General features: G+C 71.0%; 14 protein-coding genes. 7 read left to right on the forward strand and 7 right to left on the reverse strand.

Annotation, left to right across the window (positions count from 1 at the left end; genetic code table 11):
- Positions 1 to 38: 38 nt before the first annotated feature.
- Positions 39 to 1,559 (reverse strand): coniferyl aldehyde dehydrogenase, encoded by a 1,521-nt coding sequence (locus PSEJ35_RS0103380; protein WP_084635412.1) that lies wholly within the window; start codon positions 1,557 to 1,559, stop codon positions 39 to 41.
- Between the two features lie 41 nt (positions 1,560 to 1,600).
- Here PSEJ35_RS0103380 and PSEJ35_RS0103385 point away from each other — a divergent pair, with 41 nt between their 5' ends.
- Positions 1,601 to 2,146, forward strand: coding sequence for a gamma carbonic anhydrase family protein (locus PSEJ35_RS0103385; RefSeq protein WP_028916566.1), 546 nt, complete (start codon positions 1,601 to 1,603; stop codon positions 2,144 to 2,146).
- Positions 2,147 to 2,412: 266 nt separating this feature from the next.
- On the opposite strand, the gene PSEJ35_RS0103390 is transcribed toward PSEJ35_RS0103385, so the two are convergent.
- A complete protein-coding gene (locus tag PSEJ35_RS0103390) occupies positions 2,413 to 2,700 on the reverse strand; it encodes a YkgJ family cysteine cluster protein (protein WP_028916567.1) in 288 nt (95 codons plus the stop codon).
- Between the two features lie 170 nt (positions 2,701 to 2,870).
- Here PSEJ35_RS0103390 and PSEJ35_RS0103395 point away from each other — a divergent pair, with 170 nt between their 5' ends.
- Positions 2,871 to 3,107, forward strand: a complete 237-nt coding sequence (locus tag PSEJ35_RS0103395) for a hypothetical protein (protein ID WP_028916568.1) — start codon at positions 2,871 to 2,873, stop codon at positions 3,105 to 3,107.
- Between the two features lie 85 nt (positions 3,108 to 3,192).
- Here the strand turns inward: PSEJ35_RS0103395 and PSEJ35_RS0103400 are convergent, their stop codons facing one another.
- Positions 3,193 to 4,362 (reverse strand): P1 family peptidase, encoded by a 1,170-nt coding sequence (locus tag PSEJ35_RS0103400; RefSeq protein WP_028916569.1) that lies wholly within the window; start codon positions 4,360 to 4,362, stop codon positions 3,193 to 3,195.
- Positions 4,363 to 4,435: 73 nt separating this feature from the next.
- Positions 4,436 to 5,284, reverse strand: a complete 849-nt coding sequence (gene aroE, locus PSEJ35_RS0103405) for a shikimate dehydrogenase (protein ID WP_028916570.1) — start codon at positions 5,282 to 5,284, stop codon at positions 4,436 to 4,438.
- Positions 5,285 to 5,335: 51 nt separating this feature from the next.
- On the opposite strand from aroE, the gene PSEJ35_RS0103410 reads away from it, so the two are divergent.
- Positions 5,336 to 6,208 (forward strand): PD40 domain-containing protein, encoded by an 873-nt coding sequence (locus PSEJ35_RS0103410; RefSeq protein ID WP_028916571.1) that lies wholly within the window; start codon positions 5,336 to 5,338, stop codon positions 6,206 to 6,208.
- 218 nt (positions 6,209 to 6,426) lie between these two features.
- Here PSEJ35_RS0103410 and hemB read toward each other — a convergent pair whose 3' ends face one another.
- Positions 6,427 to 7,416: a porphobilinogen synthase gene (gene hemB, locus PSEJ35_RS0103415; protein WP_028916572.1), complete on the reverse strand. Its 990-nt coding sequence runs from the start codon at positions 7,414 to 7,416 to the stop codon at positions 6,427 to 6,429.
- 236 nt (positions 7,417 to 7,652) lie between these two features.
- Here hemB and PSEJ35_RS0103420 point away from each other — a divergent pair, with 236 nt between their 5' ends.
- A complete protein-coding gene (locus PSEJ35_RS0103420) occupies positions 7,653 to 8,090 on the forward strand; it encodes a hypothetical protein (protein WP_028916573.1) in 438 nt (145 codons plus the stop codon).
- 207 nt (positions 8,091 to 8,297) lie between these two features.
- Here the strand turns inward: PSEJ35_RS0103420 and PSEJ35_RS0103425 are convergent, their stop codons facing one another.
- Positions 8,298 to 10,574: a S9 family peptidase gene (locus PSEJ35_RS0103425; RefSeq protein ID WP_028916574.1), complete on the reverse strand. Its 2,277-nt coding sequence runs from the start codon at positions 10,572 to 10,574 to the stop codon at positions 8,298 to 8,300.
- Between the two features lie 297 nt (positions 10,575 to 10,871).
- Between PSEJ35_RS0103425 and PSEJ35_RS0103430 the strand changes: the two genes are divergently transcribed.
- Complete coding sequence (locus PSEJ35_RS0103430) at positions 10,872 to 11,201, forward strand: hypothetical protein (RefSeq protein WP_037082259.1); 330 nt, start codon at positions 10,872 to 10,874, stop codon at positions 11,199 to 11,201.
- A 228-nt stretch (positions 11,202 to 11,429) separates the two neighbouring features.
- Here PSEJ35_RS0103430 and PSEJ35_RS0103435 read toward each other — a convergent pair whose 3' ends face one another.
- Positions 11,430 to 12,116 (reverse strand): glutathione binding-like protein, encoded by a 687-nt coding sequence (locus tag PSEJ35_RS0103435; protein WP_028916576.1) that lies wholly within the window; start codon positions 12,114 to 12,116, stop codon positions 11,430 to 11,432.
- Between the two features lie 192 nt (positions 12,117 to 12,308).
- Here PSEJ35_RS0103435 and PSEJ35_RS0103440 point away from each other — a divergent pair, with 192 nt between their 5' ends.
- Entirely contained in the window at positions 12,309 to 12,935 is a 627-nt protein-coding gene (locus tag PSEJ35_RS0103440; protein ID WP_028916577.1) for a TIGR00645 family protein, read from the forward strand.
- Positions 12,936 to 13,110: 175 nt separating this feature from the next.
- The gene (gene uvrD, locus PSEJ35_RS0103445; RefSeq protein WP_028916578.1) at positions 13,111 to 15,288 is read left to right on the forward strand and encodes a DNA helicase II; all 2,178 of its coding nucleotides are present in this window, start codon (positions 13,111 to 13,113) and stop codon (positions 15,286 to 15,288) included.
- Positions 15,289 to 15,408 lie beyond the last annotated feature (120 nt).

The raw sequence follows: 15,408 nt of genomic DNA on the forward strand, positions 1-15,408 counted from the left end.
GCCGTCGCAGCCACCGGAACACTGCGGTGACGCCCTCGTCAGCGCACCAGCAGGTCGAGGAAGCGCTGGATGCGCCGGTAGGGCGGCCGCAGCAGGTCGCTGGCGCTGCGCCGCGGCTGCCACAGCACCGGCAGCCACTTGCCCATCGCGTCGAACCCGGCGCGGCCGTGGTAGGCGCCCATGCCGCTGGCGCCGACGCCGCCGAACGGCAGGCCCTCGGCGGCGAAATGCAGCAGGGCGTCGTTGACGGTGACGCCGCCGGCGCGGGTGGCGTGCAGGATGCGCTCGACCTCGCCGCGGTCATGGCTGAACGGATACAGCGCTAGCGGTCGTGGCCGCGACTGCACCACGGCGATCGCCTGGTCCAGCGTGTCCACGCAGCGCAGCGGCAGCACCGGGCCGAAGATCTCGTCCTGCATCACGGCGAGGTCGTCGCCCGGTTCGATGACCAGGGTCGGGGCGAACAGGCGCGTGGCCGGGTCGTGGCCTTCGGCCAGCACGATCACTTCGCAGCCGCGCTCGCGCGCCTCGTCGACATAGCCTTGCAGGCGGGCGAAGTGGCGTTCGTCGATGATCCGGGTGTAGTCCTGCGCGCCATCGCGCATGTCGCCGTAACGCGCGGCCACCTGTTCGCGCATCGCCTGGACGAAGGCATCGCGGCGCTGGCGGCCGACCAGCAGCACGTAGTCCGGGGCGATGCAGGTCTGCCCGCCGTTGAACCACTTGCCGCTGGCCAGGCGCGCGGCGGCGCGCTCGACCGGATAGTCCGCGCAGACGATGGCCGGCGACTTGCCGCCCAGCTCCAGGGTCAGCGGGGTCAGGTTGGGCGCGGCGGCGGCCATCACCTTGCGCCCGACCGCGGTGGACCCGGTGAACACCAGGTGGTCGAACGGCAGCGCGGCGAAGGCCGCGCCCACGCTGGCGTCGCCTTCGGCCACCGCCACGCGGTCGGACGGGAATACTTCGCCCAGCAGCTCGCGCAGGAAATGCGAGGTGCGCGGCGTGAGTTCCGAAGGCTTGAGGAACACGTGGTTGCCGGCGGCGATCGCGGTGGCCAGCGGCACCAGCGCCAGGTTGACCGGGTAGTTCCACGGCGAGATCACCCCGACCACGCCCAGCGGCTGGTGGCGCAGCTGCGCGCGTGCCGGCCACAGCCGCCAGCCCACCGCCACGCGCTGCGGTTTCATCCAGCGGCGCAGGTGGCGCAGCAGGTGGTCGATCGCGGCCAGCACGGTCATGCCGTCGGCCAGCAGCGACTCGTGGCGTGAGCGGTGGCCGAAGTCGGCGGCGATGGCGTCGGCCATCTCCGGCAGGCGCCGCCTGAGCGTGGCGCGCAGGCGCAGCAGGTCGTCGCGCCGCTGCGCGTAGCCGGGGATCGACGTCTGCCAGGCATGGCGCAGCGCGTCGAGCTGCGCGGCCAGGTCCAGCGGACCGGCGGGCGCTTGCGGGGCGGGCGCATTGCCTTCCTTGCGCGCACGGCTGGCCGCGAGCGCTGCGGAGACCGCGGCGGTGTTGGCGATGGTCGCGGCGATGACGGCGGGGTTGGCGTTGGTCGACATGGGCGCAGTGTAGTGCCAGTCCGGCGGCCTACAATGCCCGGATGAACGAGCCTTCCCTGCGTCCCTACCTGGACAAGCGCCCCGTGCTGGGCGAGCGCGTGTACGTCGACCCGGCCGCCACGATCGTCGGCGACGTTGAACTGGCCGAGGATGTCTCGGTGTGGCCCGGGTGCGTGCTGCGCGGCGACGTGAACTTCATCCGCGTTGGCGCGCGCAGCAACATCCAGGACGGCACCATCGTCCACGTCAGCCACCACAGCCCGTTCAACAAGGCCGGCTACCCGACCCTGATCGGCGCGGACGTGACTGTCGGCCACGGCACGATCATCCATGCCTGCACCATCGAGGACCTGTGCCTGATCGGCATGGGCGCGTGCATCCTCGACGGCGCCACGGTGAAGAAGTACGGCTTCGTCGGCGCCGGCGCGGTGGTCGGCCCGGGCAAGGTGGTGGGCGAGGCGGAGCTGTGGCTGGGCAACCCGGCGCGCTTCGCGCGCAAGCTCAGCGACAGGGAAATCGAGAGCCTGCACTACTCGGCGGGCCACTACGTGCGCCTGAAGGACCGCTACCTCGGCATCGGCGGTTAACCGGGCGCCGCCCCGTAGAGTCGGGCTTGCCCGACTCCCCCGCCTGATGCTCCAGGCCGCGCAGAAGGCAGCGGGGCAAGCCCCGCTCTACACACTTCGGCCCGTGCGCGGTGACCCCTCTCCGGGAGACCTGGCAACCGTAGAGTCGGGCTTGCCCGACTCCCCCCGCCTGATGTCCCAGGTCGCGCGAAGAGCAGCGGGGCAAGCCCCGCTCTACGACGGTGTCCGCCTGTGCGCGGGTGGCCCTGCCTGTGGGGAGGGGGGTGTCACCCCGCAGGTGCCGTCGCCGCCTCCAGCTCGGCGAGGATGGCCATCGCCTCTTCGCGGCTGGCGCCGCACATCGAAGGGCCCGGACGCAGCGAGGCGCAGAACGCAGGGCGCTCTGGACGCCCGAACAGGCGGCAGCGCAGGTGTCCGTCCAGCTGCACGCAGGGCACGCCGGCCGGCTTGCCCTGCGGCATGCCCGGGATCGGCGAGGTGATCGACGGCGCCGTGCAGCACGCCGCACAGGCGGCGCGGCAGGCGAACACGGGCGGGACGGGTTGCGGCAGCATCGGGGAAGTGTATGCGCCGCGGCGGCAACCTGCCGGTCCGCGTGCACAGGCAACCGGAAACCCCGGCTGGATCCGCTGCGCCGCGCGAGGCCAGCCGGCAGGTGACAATCTTCACTGGCGCCGCGCACCGGCGCGGCCACAATCACGGCAGGACTTCCGAGGAGATACCGATGAGTGCACCCGGTTCGACGGGCAATGTGATCGCCGCGATCTGCAGCTTCTTCGTTCCCGGCCTCGGCCAGCTGGTGCAGGGGCGCGTGCTGTCGGCGCTGCTCTGGTTCCTGGCCGCCTGCGCCGCCGGCGCGATCACCTGGGTGCTGACCCTGTCGTTGTTCCCGTTCGGCTGGTTCCTGGTCAGCCTGTTCTCGTGCATCAACGCGGCGCTTTACCGCCCGCCGCTGCGCTAGGCGACGCCGGCGCAGCGCCGGTTCGATGCGTTTGCCGGGCACCGCTGTCCCGGCTTCGAGGCCGGGCGTGGCGTGCGCCGGGCGCTCAGCGCGCGCGTGCGCCGGCCGCGTCCAGCGCCTCCAGCAGCGGTTCCAGCGGCAGCGCCGGCGCAGTGCCGCGGTGGCCCTGCACGGTGCGGGCGCGCAGCAGCGAGTTGAGGATGGCTTCCTCGGTGGCTTCGGCGGTGGCCTCGAACAGCGGGGTCAGCGCCTCGCCACCGACGCTGGCGCCCGGCTGCACCGCCGCGCGCGGGTCGCGCCGGTTCTGCTTCGCGGTGGAGAAGGCGATGACGTAGTCACCCGAGCCGTTGGACATGTCCGAACCGGTGCGTGCCAGTCCGGTCAGCGCACGGTTGGCCACCCGGCGCAGCGCCGAAGCATCCAGCGGCGCATCGGTGGCGACCACGATCATGATGCTGCCGTCACCGCGCCAGGGCGGCGGTTCCTGGCGCGAGTGCAGCGCCAGCGCCTCCGGGCTCGGCAGCGACTTCCACACCGGCACGCCGGCCACGGTCAGATGGCCGCCGTAATTGCTCTGTACCAGCACGCCCACGGTCCAGCCGCCATCCGCTTCCGGAAGCCTGCGCGAGCTGGTGCCGATGCCGCCTTTCCAGCCGAACGCCACGGTGCCCGTACCGGCGCCGACCGCGCCTTCCTCGACCGCGCCGTAGGAGAGCGTCGCCAGGGCCTGTTCCACCTGCGCCTTGCCGATCGGGCGGGCGCGGATGTCACTGAGGTAGCCGTCGTTGGTCTCGCCGACCACCGGGTTGATCGAGCGCACCTGTTCCATGCCCGGCTGCGCCAGCAGCCAGCCGGCCAGTGCGTCGGCGGCGTTCCACACGCTCAGCGTGCCGGTCAGCAGGATGGGCGTTTCCAGTTCGCCCAGCTCCTGCACCTGGGTCACGCCCAGCAGCTTGCCGAAGCCGTTGCCGACCACGATCGCCGCCGGCACGCGCTCGCGGTAAAGGTTGCCGCGGTGGGGCACGATGGCGGTGACGCCGGTGTTGAGCTCGCGTCCGCGGACCAGCGTGGCGTGGCCCACGCCGACGCCTTCGACGTCGGTGATGGCGTTGTTCGGACCGGTCGGCAGCGTGCCGATGACGATGCCGACGTCGCGGGCGCGCGGACGTTCCTGGTGGTCGTGGGAAGTGGCCGCGGAGGCGCCGGCGGCGCACAGCAGCAGGGCGAACGGGAGCAGGGCGGAGGTCAGTTTCATCCGGCCATCCTAGCCGAGCTCCGCGTGGCGCCGCTGCACCCCGGGGACATGCCGGCTACGGGCCGATGCGGCCTCAGTCGGCGGTAGCCAGCGTCTTGTCGCGTTCGCGCAGCTCGGCGTAGATCGCGTCGGTGAGCGGGCGCACGCCGTGCCAGAGCTCGAAGGCCTCGGCGGCCTGTTCGACCAGCATGCCCAGGCCATCGATCGCTTCGAGGCAGCCGGCCGAGCGTGCCCAGGCCAGGAACGGGATCGCCGCTTCGCCGTAGTTGAGGTCCACCGCCACGCTGCGGCTGTTGACCAGCGACAGCGGCGCGACGAAGCCCGAGGACTGGTCGCGGCCCGCGGAGGTGGCGTTGACGATCAGTTCGAAGTCGCCCAGCTCGCGCAGGTCTTCCCAGTAGCGCGAATGCGCGCGGCCGGGTTCGCCGAGCGCATCGACCAGGGCATCGGCACGTTCCGGCGTGCGGTTCACCACCACCATCTCGCCGACGCCGGCATCCAGCAGCGCCGGGGCCACGCCGCGCGCCGCGCCGCCGGCGCCCAGCAGCAGCACGCGGCGCGCGCGCAGGTCCAGGCCCTGGCGGCCGGTGAGGTCGCGGACCAGGCCGGCGCCGTCGGTGTTGTCGCCGTGCCACTGGCCGTCGCGGCGGGTGAGCGTGTTGCAGGCGCCGGCGCGCAGCGCGCGCGAACTGGTCTGCGCGCACAGCGAGAAGGCGATCTCCTTCAGCGGCAGGGTCACGTTGCAGCCGCGCCCGCCGTCGGCGGCGAAGCTCTCCAGCGCGGCGGCGAAGCCGTCCGGCGGCGCGTCGATGGCGGTGTATTCCAGCGGGATCCCGCACTGCCGGCCGAAGGCGGCATGGATGCGGGGCGAGAGCGATTGCGCGATCGGGTGGCCGAAGACAGCGAAGCGGGCGGTGGACATGGCTTTGGTATATATCCGCGTAATTGGGAAACCTGGCCGGGAGCGATCACCATGAAGCGCAGACTGGGCGTCGCCTTCGCCTGCAGTCTACTCTGCGGTCCGGCCATGGCGCAGCTGGCCGAGTACGGCCTGGAAGGCATCTGGACCGTGTCCACCCGCGATGCCGAATTGCGTGGCACGGTCGCGCCGGACGGCCAGCGCATCGTCTGGGGCAGCGACCGCGCCGGCGGCCCTGGCGGCGGCGACCTGTGGCAGGCGCGGCTTGACGGCAAGCGCTGGGTCGATCCGCAGCCGCTGCCGTTCAACACTGCCGCGGCGGAGATCGAGCCGATGTTCAGTGCCGACGGGCGCTGGCTGTACTTCGCCTCGGACCGTCCGGGTGGCGCCGGCGGTCACGACCTGTACCGGGTTGAAGTGCGCAGCGACGGGTTCGGCGAGCCGGAGCGGCTGCGCGACGGCATCAACGGCCGCGCCGACGAGCGCTCACCGGCGCCGGTGGCGGGCGGGTCGCTGCTGTTCTCCAGCGACCGCCGCGGCGGCGTGGGCGGTTTCGACCTGTACCACGCTTCGCTGCAGGGCGATGCCGCCGTCGTGCCGGTGCCGGGGGTGAACACGCGCGCCGACGAGGTGGACATCGCCCTGCTCGACGGCGGCCGCGCGGCGATGTTCTCGCGCGGCGAGGATGGCGGGGCCATGCGCGTCTACGTGGCCACCTGCGACGGCAGCCGCTTCGCCGATGCGAATCCGTGGACGCTGTCGTTCAACACGGAGACCGGGCACACCCGCGCGCCGGTGGTCGATCCGTCGCGGCCGAAGGAAGGCACGGTGACCGGCTCTGCGCCCTCGCCGAAGGCGGGCAGAAGCGACATCTACCGCATCGTCCTGCCCACCGTGCGCGGGCAGGACGGCTGCCTGCCGCAATGATCTTTCCCTCTCCCTCCGGAGAGGGCTGCCAGCGCAGCCCGGGCGCTTCGTAGAGCGGGGCTTGCCCCGCTGCCTCCGGCGGTGCGTCGCCCCGCCGGGCGTGGGAGTCGGGCAAGCCCGACTCTACGTTCTCCCCTTCCTTGCGGGAGCGGGGGCTATCGATGCGTAGCCCGGGTAAGCGAAGCGCACCCGGGAGCTTTGCCCCGACGCAAGGCGTCTTACCCCTGCCGCAGCCAGCGCGCCACGTCCATGGCGTAGTAGGTCAGCACGCCGTCGGCGCCGGCGCGCTTGAACGCCAGCAGCGCTTCCAGCGCGCAGGCCTTCTCGTCCAGCCAGCCGTTGGCCGACGCCGCCTTGAGCATCGCGTACTCGCCGCTGACCTGGTAGGCGAAGGTCGGTACGCCGAAGGCATCCTTCACCCGGCGGATCACGTCCAGGTACGGCAGGCCCGGCTTGACCATAACCATGTCCGCGCCCTCGGCGATGTCCAGTTCCACCTCGCGCAGGGCCTCGTCCGAATTGGCCGGGTCCATCTGGTAGGTGTACTTGTTGCCCTTGCCGAGGTTGCCGGCGCTGCCGACCGCGCTGCGGAACGGGCCGTAGAACGCGCTGGCGTACTTGGCCGCGTAGGACATGATCCGGGTGTTGATATGGCCGGCGCCCTCCAGCGCCTCGCGGATCGCGCCGATGCGCCCGTCCATCATGTCCGACGGCGAGAGGATGTCGACGCCGGCCGCGGCGTGCACCAGCGACTGCCTGACGAGCGCGTCGATGGTCTCGTCGTTGAGGATGTAGCCGGTGTCGTCGATCAGCCCGTCCTGGCCGTGGGTGGTGTACGGGTCCAGGGCCTGGTCGGTCATCACGCCCAGCTCGGGGAAGCGCGACTTCAGCGCGCGGATCGCGCGCGGGATGATGCCGTTCTCGTCCCAGGCCACGCGCCCGTCCGGGGTCTTGGACGCCGGGTCCGGCACGCCGAACAGGTCCAGCACCGGCACGCCGAGTTCCAGCGCCTGCTCGGCCACCCGCAGCAGCTCGTCGATCGACAGCCGCTCCACGCCCGGCATCGACGGTACCGGCGCGCGGCCGTGTTCCTCGTGGACGAAGACCGGGTAGATCAGGTCGTTGGTGGTGAGGACGTGCTCGCGCATCAGCCGGCGCGAGAAGTCGTCGCGGCGCATGCGGCGCATGCGGACGTGGGGGTAACTCATCGTGGACTCCACCGGAAGCAGGCGTCCATGATACGCCCCGGTCCGAGCCGGGCCGGTCCTGCGCCAGGCCGCCGACCTGCGGGCGGTGCAGCGGCCGGACGGGGTTGCCGGCGGTGGCGGACATGCGCCGCCGCCCGGCTCCTGCGGAACGCCGCCGCGGGTCGCGGTTGCCGGCCGGTTCACGCCCCGCGGCGGATCATCCATGCTCCATCGATCCCCCGTTCCCGAGGTCCTGCATGCGCCCGTTCCCCGCTCTCGCCGCCGCCGTCCTGGTCCTGGCCGGCTGCGCCGGTTCCTCCAAGGTGATGGTCGGCCAGGCGCGACCGCCGATCGACCCTTCGCAGGTCCGCATCTACTCCGCCGTCCCGCCCGGTTCGCAGGAAATCGCCCAGCTGGAAGCCTCCAGCGCGGTGGGTTTCGGCACCCAGGGCCAGACCGACGCGGCCGTGGCCCGGCTCAAGCGCGAAGCGGCGGCGCTGGGTGCGAACGGCGTGGTCCTGATCGGGGTCGGTTCGTCCGGCTCGCCGGCCAGCATGTCGGTCGGCGCCGGCAGCTACGGCCGCCATACCGCCGGCGGCATCGGCATCGGCATCCCGACCACGCAGAAGAAAGCCCACGGCGTGGCGATCTGGGTGCCGGACCCGTCCACCGCCCAGCCGGCGCCGAACCCCTGACACGACGTTCGCGTTGCCGCCACCGTAGAGAACGCGTAGCCCGGATAAGCGAAGCGCATCCGGGACCCTGTGCGCGGCAGGCGCCGGGCGCAGGTGCGCAGGCCGGCCTCCCCGGATGCGGCCTGTGGCCTTACCCGGGCTACGTCACCCGTGCACCGACCTTCTCACCCAGCCCTCTCCCGGTTGGGGTGGAGAGAAGGTGCGACCTCAGTGCCCCGGCCGCAGGCAGCGGTCGAAGAAATCCGCGGCCAGGCGGTAGCGGTGCAGCGCGTCCTTGCCGGCCAGGCCGTGCTTGGCGCCCGGGTAGGTCATCAGCTCGAACGGCTGGCCGCGCTGCTGCAGCGCCGAGATCACCGCGGTGGAGTTGGTGAACAGCACGTTGTCGTCGGCCATGCCGTGGATGAGCAGCAGCTTCGGCGCGTCCTCGCCGACCAGGCCGTCGATGTGGGTCAGCACGCGCGCATTGCGGTAGCCCTCCGGATTGGCTGCCGGCAGACCCATGTAGCGCTCGGTGTAGTGGGTGTCGTACAGGCCCCAGTCGCTGACCGGCGCACCGGCGATGCCGCAGGCGTAGGCATCGGTGCGGGCCAGCAGCATCAGGGTCATGTAGCCGCCGTTGGACCAGCCATGCACGCCGATGCGCTTGCCGTCGACCCAAGGCTGCGACTTCAGCCATTCCACGCCGCGCAGCTGGTCGTCGACCTCCACCGTGCCCTGCACGCCGTACAGCGCGCCGCCGAAGTCGCGGCCGCGGCGCGGCGTGCCGCGGTTGTCGAGGGTGAACACCACGTAGCCCTGCTGCGCCAGGTACTGGTTGAACAGCAGGTCGCCGCCGCCGGCCCAGCTGTTGGTCGCGCGCTGCGCGGCCGGGCCGCCGTAGACGTACACCACCACCGGGTACTGCTTCTCCGGGTCGAAGCCGGCCGGCCTGATCAGGCTGTAGTGCAGTTCCGTCCTGCCGTCGGCAGCGGTGAGGCTGCCGAACTCCACCGGCCGCTGCGCGTCGCGGTACGGTGCGTAGGGATGGTCCGGATCGGACAGGTCGTTGCGCAGCAGGGTGGCCAGGTGCGTGCCGTCGTTGGCGAACAGCTCCAGTTGCGGCGGCGTAGTGGTGCTGGACCAGTTGTCGACGTAGATGCTGGCGTTGCGGGCGAAGGCCGGCGCGTGCATGCCCGGCGCCCGCGACAGCTTCTCGATGCCGCCGCCGGCCAGCGGCACGCGGTACAGATGCCTCTCCAGCGCCGAGTCGCGCGTGCCGGTGAACCACACGTATCCGGCCTTGGGGTCGATCGCGACGACCTCGTCGACGATCCACTCGCCCGAGGTCAGCGGGGTGAGCGTGCTTCCATCCTCCGACGCCAGGTACAGGTGTTCGAAGCCGCTGCGCTCGGACGACCACAGGAAGCGGCCGTCGGGCAGGAAGCGCAGGTTGTTGTGCAGCGGCACCCAGGTCTTCGAGGTCTCGGTGGCCAGCACGCGCTGCGCGCCGTTGTCGAGGCGGGCCTCGATCAGCTCGAGCGTCTGCTGGTCGCGCGACTGCCGCTGGAAGGCCAGCCGCTGCGGATCGCGCCAGTCCACGCGCGCCAGGTAGATGTCCTCGTCCTTGCCCAGGTCGATCCAGCGTGGCTTCGCCCCGGCCTTCGGCGCGATCACGCCCAGCTGGATGCGCACGTTCGGCTGCCCGGCGGCCGGGTAGCGTTGCTCGACCACCTCGGTGCGGTCGGCGTAGACCTCGTAGCGCTTCTGCACCGGCACCTGCGACTCGTCGATGCGGGTGAAGGCGATCGCGCTGTCGTCCGGCGCCCACCAGTAGCCAGTGTGGCGGTCCATCTCCTCGTCGGCGACGAACTCGGCCACGCCGTTGCCGATGGTGTCGCTGCCGTCGGCGGTGAGGCGGATCTCCTTGCCGCTGGCCAGCTCGATCACCCACAGGTCGCGGCCGCGCACGAAGCTGACGTAGCCGCCGCGCGGCGACACCTTCGGATCGGTGGCGAAGCCGCCGCCGGAGGTGAGCTTGCGCACCGCCTCGCTGCCGGACTTGCCCAGGTCGTACAGGTACAGCTCGCCGCCCAGCGGGAACAGCAGCGCCTTGCCGTCCGGCGCCCACTGGTAGTCGACGATGCCGGAAAGCGCGGCAATGCGCTGGCGCTCGCGGCGCGCCTTCTCCTCGTCGCTGAGCGTCTCGGTGCCCGGCAGGACCACCGACGAATCCACCAGCAGCCGGGTCTGGCCGCTGGCGACGTCGTATTCCCACAGGTCCAGGCGGTTGCGGTCGCTGTCCTTGCCGCGCAGGAAGCTCACCCGCGTACCGTCGGGCGAAACTTTCGGCTTCATCAGGGTGGGGCCGGACAGCGGCGCGCTGCCGGTGATGGCCTCAAGGGTGAGCTTGCGGGGGGCGGCATCGGCGCCCGGGGCGGCGGGCAGGGTCACGGCAAAGGCGAGCAGCAGCGGCGAGAGGGCCGGGGCGAAGCGGAGAAAGCGCATGCGGGCGTCCGGGATGGCGTCATGGGGACATTGTAGGGGCGCTGCCCGGCGGCCGGCCGTGCCGGAAGGCCGGGCTGGACAGTGGCTGTTCTTCGTGCGCTCCCGGCGTGTCCCGATCCGCCAGGGCGTCGATCGGCCGCGGATTCCCCGCATTGACGCTCCCGCACCCGCCTCGCACACTCCGATGAACCCCCGTGGAGGGACCGGGAGAGGGTGCTGGGGAGGCCCTTCCATCAGCCGGACGATGGCGCGGACCTCGCGGGGAACCACGAAAGGGGAAAATCGATGGCAGTGGCAATGCAGCTGGAGCAGAAGCACTCGGGCCTGGGTATCGCGTCCTTCATCCTGGGCCTGGGCGGCGGCCTGCTGACGTTCCTGGTCTTTTTCGTCGCCGGGATCATCGGCGCGGCCAATGGTGGCGAGATCGACGAGGAATCCGTCGAAGCCGTGATGATCGGCCTGTTCCTGATGCTGTTCGTGTTCCTGGACCTGCTTGCCATCGGCCTCGGCATCGCCGGGTTGATGCAGAAAGACCGCAAGAAGGTGTTCGCGGTGCTGGGCGTGGCGTGCGGCTCGTCGAGCGTCGTCCTGTCGGGCTTCCTGATGCTTCTGGGGCTGATGGCGTGACCTGGTGGCGCCTGCCGTGTGCGGGCGCTGCGGCGAACTTGGGGGGTCAGGTTCACTTCCTGGTCGCCATGACACGCGATGCCGAAGATCGGGGTCAGCGTGGAGTGACCCCTGTCCTGCGGATGCTGTCGCCTCGCCTGTAGAGCGGGGCTTGCCCCGCTGCTTCTGCCACGTGCGCCGGATGGGCCGGCGGTGGAGTCGGGCAAGCCCGACTCTACGCGAGGAACTTCAGCGGCCGAAGAGTTGCTTGCGCTCTTCGTCGGTCAGCGGCTTGCCCGCATCCGGGTTCACCTGCTGGGTCAACGCATAGGCGCGCTGGGTGGCGGGGCGGGCGGCGATGGCGGCGTGCCAGCGGCGCAGGTCGGGGTAGGGCTCCAGGTCAAGCGGGGCCCTGGTGTACGGGTTGATCCACGGGTAGGCGGCCATGTCGGCGATGGTGTATTCGTCGCCGGCGATGAAGGCGCGGCCCTGCAGGCGCCTGTCGAGCACGCCAAGCAGGCGCTTCACCTCGCGGGTGTAGCGCTCGATCGCGTAGTCGATCTTCTCCGGGGCGTATACGGTGAAGTGGCCGTACTGGCCGGTCATCGGGCCCAGGCCGGCCATCTGCCACATCAGCCACTGGTTGACCTCGACCTTCTGCCGCACGGTCTGGCCGAAGAAGCGCCCGGTCTTGTTGGCCAGGTAGACCAGAATGGCGCCGGACTCGAACACGCTGATCGGCTCGCCCAGGTCGTTGGGCGCGTGGTCGATGATCGCCGGTATCTTGTTGTTGGGCGAAAACGCCAGGAACTCCGGCTGGAACTGGTCGCCCTTGCCGATGTTCACCGGCTTGATGGTGTAGGGCAGCCCGGATTCCTCCAGGAACAGGGTGATCTTGTGTCCGTTGGGGGTGGGCCAGTAGTACAGGTCGATCATGGCGGGGCTCCGGTGGGGGGCGCCGGGGGCGCGGTCGAAGGTCGGGCCCCGGAGTGTACGAGGGAGCCCCGCAGGGCCGGGCGACGATGAACGGAACGCCCTGTTGCGGCCGCCCCGCCGGATCGGCCGCGCTTGGCAGCCCCGGGCCGGGCCGTTACCCTGCGCCGTCATTTCCGCCATGCCCGATCGCCCATGTCGCAGCCGCATACCACCGGCGCACCCCGCCTCAGCCCCCTGTCCACGCTGATCTTCGCCTCGCGCTGGCTGCAGCTGCCGCTGTACCTGGGCCTGATCCTGGCCCAGTGCGTGTACGTGTTCCTGTTCGGCAAGGAACTGTGGCACCTGATCCACGAAGCGCAGCACATGGGCGAGCAGCAGATCATGCTGATCGTGCTGGGCCTGATCGACGTGGTGATGATCTCCAACCTGCTGGTGATGGTGATCGTCGGCGGCTACGAGACCTTCGTCTCGCGCCTGGGCCTGGAAGGCCACCCGGACCAGCCGGAGTGGTTGAGCCACGTCAACGCCTCGGTGCTGAAGGTGAAGCTGGCGATGGCGATCATCGGCATCTCCTCGATCCACCTGCTCAAGACCTTCATCGCTGCCGGCACCCTGAACGGGTTGCCGTTCTGCCCGCCGGAACTGGTCGCCACCGCCGCCTCGAACGTGGGCGCGGCCCGCTGCAGCGCGCTGACCACCGATGGCGTGCTGTGGCAGACCATCATCCACGTGGTCTTCATCCTCTCGGCCATCGGCATCGCCTGGACCGACAAGCTGATGACCGGCACCAGCGCCCGCCGCGAGCACGAGGCGCATTGAGCGCGACCGCCAGGGCGGTCGCGCGTGATTGGTGATTGGTGATTGGAGGGAAGGCTCACGGGCCCCTCCTCGGTGCACGGTGCCGACGCCTCCGACGGCCGTTCCTGCTTCTTCGAATCACGGATAACGAATCACCAATCACGGACCGAGCTTCCAGAGGCCGTAAAATGCGCCCATGGATGTCTCCCACCTTCTCGACGGCCTCAACAGCGCGCAGCGCGAGGCCGTGTCCGCGCCGCCGGGCCATTACCTCGTGCTGGCCGGCGCCGGTTCCGGCAAGACCCGGGTCCTGACCCACCGCATCGCCTGGCTGAACGAAGTCATCGGCGTGCCGGCGCACGGGATCCTCGCGGTCACCTTCACCAACAAGGCCGCCGGCGAGATGCGCGCGCGTGCCGACCAGCAGCTGCGCCACGGCGCGCGCGGCATGTGGATCGGCACCTTCCACGGCATCGCCCACCGCCTGCTGCGCCTGCACTGGAACGAGGCGCGCCTGCCCGAATCCTTCCAGGTGCTCGACAGCGACGACCAGCTGCGCCTGGTCAAGCGCGTGGCCCAGCAGCTGGAGCTGGACGACGGCCGCTTCCCGCCGCGCCAGATCGCCTGGTGGATCAACGCGCAGAAGGACGAGGGCCGCCGCCCGCAGCACATCCAGGCGGTCAACGATCCGTGGACCGAGTCGCTGCGCCGCGCCTACGAGCTGTACCAGGAACGCTGCGACCGCGCCGGCCTGGTCGACTTCGCCGAGCTGCTGCTGCGCGCCCACGAGCTGCTGCGCGACAACCCGGCGCTGCTGCAGCACTACCGCACCCGCTTTCGCGACCTGCTGATCGACGAGTTCCAGGACACCAACGCCATCCAATACGCCTTCGTGCGCGTGCTGGCCGGCGACACCGGCCGGGTCTTCGTGGTTGGCGACGACGACCAGGCCATCTACGGCTGGCGCGGCGCCAAGGTGGAGAACGTGCAGCAGTTCCTGCGCGACTTCCCCGGGGCGAGGACCATCCGCCTGGAGCAGAACTACCGCTCCAGCGCCAACATCCTCAACGCCGCCAACGCGGTGATCTCGCACAACCCCGACCGCATCGGCAAGCAGCTGTGGACCGACAGCGGCGACGGCGAGCCGGTGGACGTGTACGCGGCCTACAACGAGATGGACGAGGCGCGCTTCGTGGTCGAGCGCATCCGCCAGTGGGTGCGCGACGGCGGCAGCTGGCGCGAGGCGGCGGTGCTGTACCGCTCCAACGCGCAGTCGCGCGCGCTGGAAGAGGTGCTGCTGGCCGAGCAGGTGCCGTACCGCGTCTATGGCGGCATGCGCTTCTTCGAGCGCGCCGAGGTCAAGGACACCCTGGCCTACCTGCGCCTGGTCGCCAGTCGCGCCGACGACGCGGCGTTCGAGCGCACGGTGAACACGCCGGCGCGCGGCATCGGCGACCGCACCCTGGACGAGGTCCGCCGCCGTGCGCGCGAGGCGCAGGTCTCGCTGTGGCAGGCCGCGACGTCGCTGGTCGCGGAGAACGCGCTGGCGGCGCGGGCGCGCAATGCGGTGGCCGGGTTCCTGTCGCTGATCGACGCGCTGGACGCGGAGACCACCGACCTGGCGCTGAAGGACCGCGTCGACCACGTGCTGGCCCGGTCCGGCCTGCGCGAGCACTGGGCCAGCGAATCGCGCGGGCAACTGGACGCCGAGTCGCGGCTGGAGAACCTGGACGAACTGGTCTCGGTGGCCTCGCGCTTCTCGCGCGCCGAACTGGACGACGACCAGGAAAGCATGAGCGAGCTGGTCGCCTTCCTCTCCTATGCGGCGCTGGAGGCCGGCGAAGGCCAGGCCCAGGCCGACGAGGACGGCGTGCAGCTGATGACCCTGCATTCGGCCAAGGGCCTGGAGTTCCCGCTGGTGTTCCTGGTCGGTGTGGAGGAGGGCGTGTTCCCCAGCAGCAAGTCGCTGGAGGAGCAGGGCCGGCTGGAAGAGGAGCGCCGCCTGGCCTACGTCGGCATCACCCGCGCCCACCAGAAGCTGGTGATGACCTACGCCGAGAGCCGGCGCATCCACGGCATGGACATGTACGGGATGCCGTCGCGCTTCCTGCGCGAGATCCCCGGGCACCTGCTCAACGAGGTGCGGCCGCGGGTGCAGGTGGCCCGGCCGATGGCCGCGCCGCCGCGGGTAGCGCATCCGGTACTGGAGACGCCTTCGCTGAAGCTGGGCCAGGGCGTGATCCACGCCAGCTTCGGCCGCGGCGTGGTCACCGACTACGAGGGCAGCGGCGCGCACGCGCGCGTGCAGGTGAACTTCGACGACGCCGGCAGCAAGTGGCTGGTGCTGGCCTTCGCCAACCTCAAGCCGATCTGAGGCGAAGGCCCGGGCCGACGCCCCCGTAGAGCGGGGCTCGCCCCGCTCCCCCGCGTCCGCAGGCGAGGGCGCATGAGAAGCGCATGGCGTCGCTGCCTGCGCGGCGCTGGGATATCGGGC

Origin of the sequence: Pseudoxanthomonas sp. J35, from assembly GCF_000513995.1 — a bacterium.
GTDB lineage: Bacteria > Pseudomonadota > Gammaproteobacteria > Xanthomonadales > Xanthomonadaceae > Pseudoxanthomonas.

Coding starts and splice junctions, on each gene's coding strand:
- uvrD (WP_028916578.1), top strand. CDS start 13,111: ATGGATGTCTCCCACCTTCTCGACGGCCTCAACAGCGCGCAGCGCGAG.
- PSEJ35_RS0103435 (WP_028916576.1), bottom strand. CDS start 12,116: ATGATCGACCTGTACTACTGGCCCACCCCCAACGGACACAAGATCACC.
- PSEJ35_RS0103440 (WP_028916577.1), top strand. CDS start 12,309: ATGTCGCAGCCGCATACCACCGGCGCACCCCGCCTCAGCCCCCTGTCC.
- PSEJ35_RS0103400 (WP_028916569.1), bottom strand. CDS start 4,362: ATGAAACTGACCTCCGCCCTGCTCCCGTTCGCCCTGCTGCTGTGCGCC.
- PSEJ35_RS0103420 (WP_028916573.1), top strand. CDS start 7,653: ATGCGCCCGTTCCCCGCTCTCGCCGCCGCCGTCCTGGTCCTGGCCGGC.
- PSEJ35_RS0103410 (WP_028916571.1), top strand. CDS start 5,336: ATGAAGCGCAGACTGGGCGTCGCCTTCGCCTGCAGTCTACTCTGCGGT.
- PSEJ35_RS0103380 (WP_084635412.1), bottom strand. CDS start 1,559: ATGTCGACCAACGCCAACCCCGCCGTCATCGCCGCGACCATCGCCAAC.
- PSEJ35_RS0103390 (WP_028916567.1), bottom strand. CDS start 2,700: ATGCTGCCGCAACCCGTCCCGCCCGTGTTCGCCTGCCGCGCCGCCTGT.
- PSEJ35_RS0103425 (WP_028916574.1), bottom strand. CDS start 10,574: ATGCGCTTTCTCCGCTTCGCCCCGGCCCTCTCGCCGCTGCTGCTCGCC.
- PSEJ35_RS0103395 (WP_028916568.1), top strand. CDS start 2,871: ATGAGTGCACCCGGTTCGACGGGCAATGTGATCGCCGCGATCTGCAGC.
- PSEJ35_RS0103385 (WP_028916566.1), top strand. CDS start 1,601: ATGAACGAGCCTTCCCTGCGTCCCTACCTGGACAAGCGCCCCGTGCTG.
- aroE (WP_028916570.1), bottom strand. CDS start 5,284: ATGTCCACCGCCCGCTTCGCTGTCTTCGGCCACCCGATCGCGCAATCG.
- PSEJ35_RS0103430 (WP_037082259.1), top strand. CDS start 10,872: ATGCAGCTGGAGCAGAAGCACTCGGGCCTGGGTATCGCGTCCTTCATC.
- hemB (WP_028916572.1), bottom strand. CDS start 7,416: ATGAGTTACCCCCACGTCCGCATGCGCCGCATGCGCCGCGACGACTTC.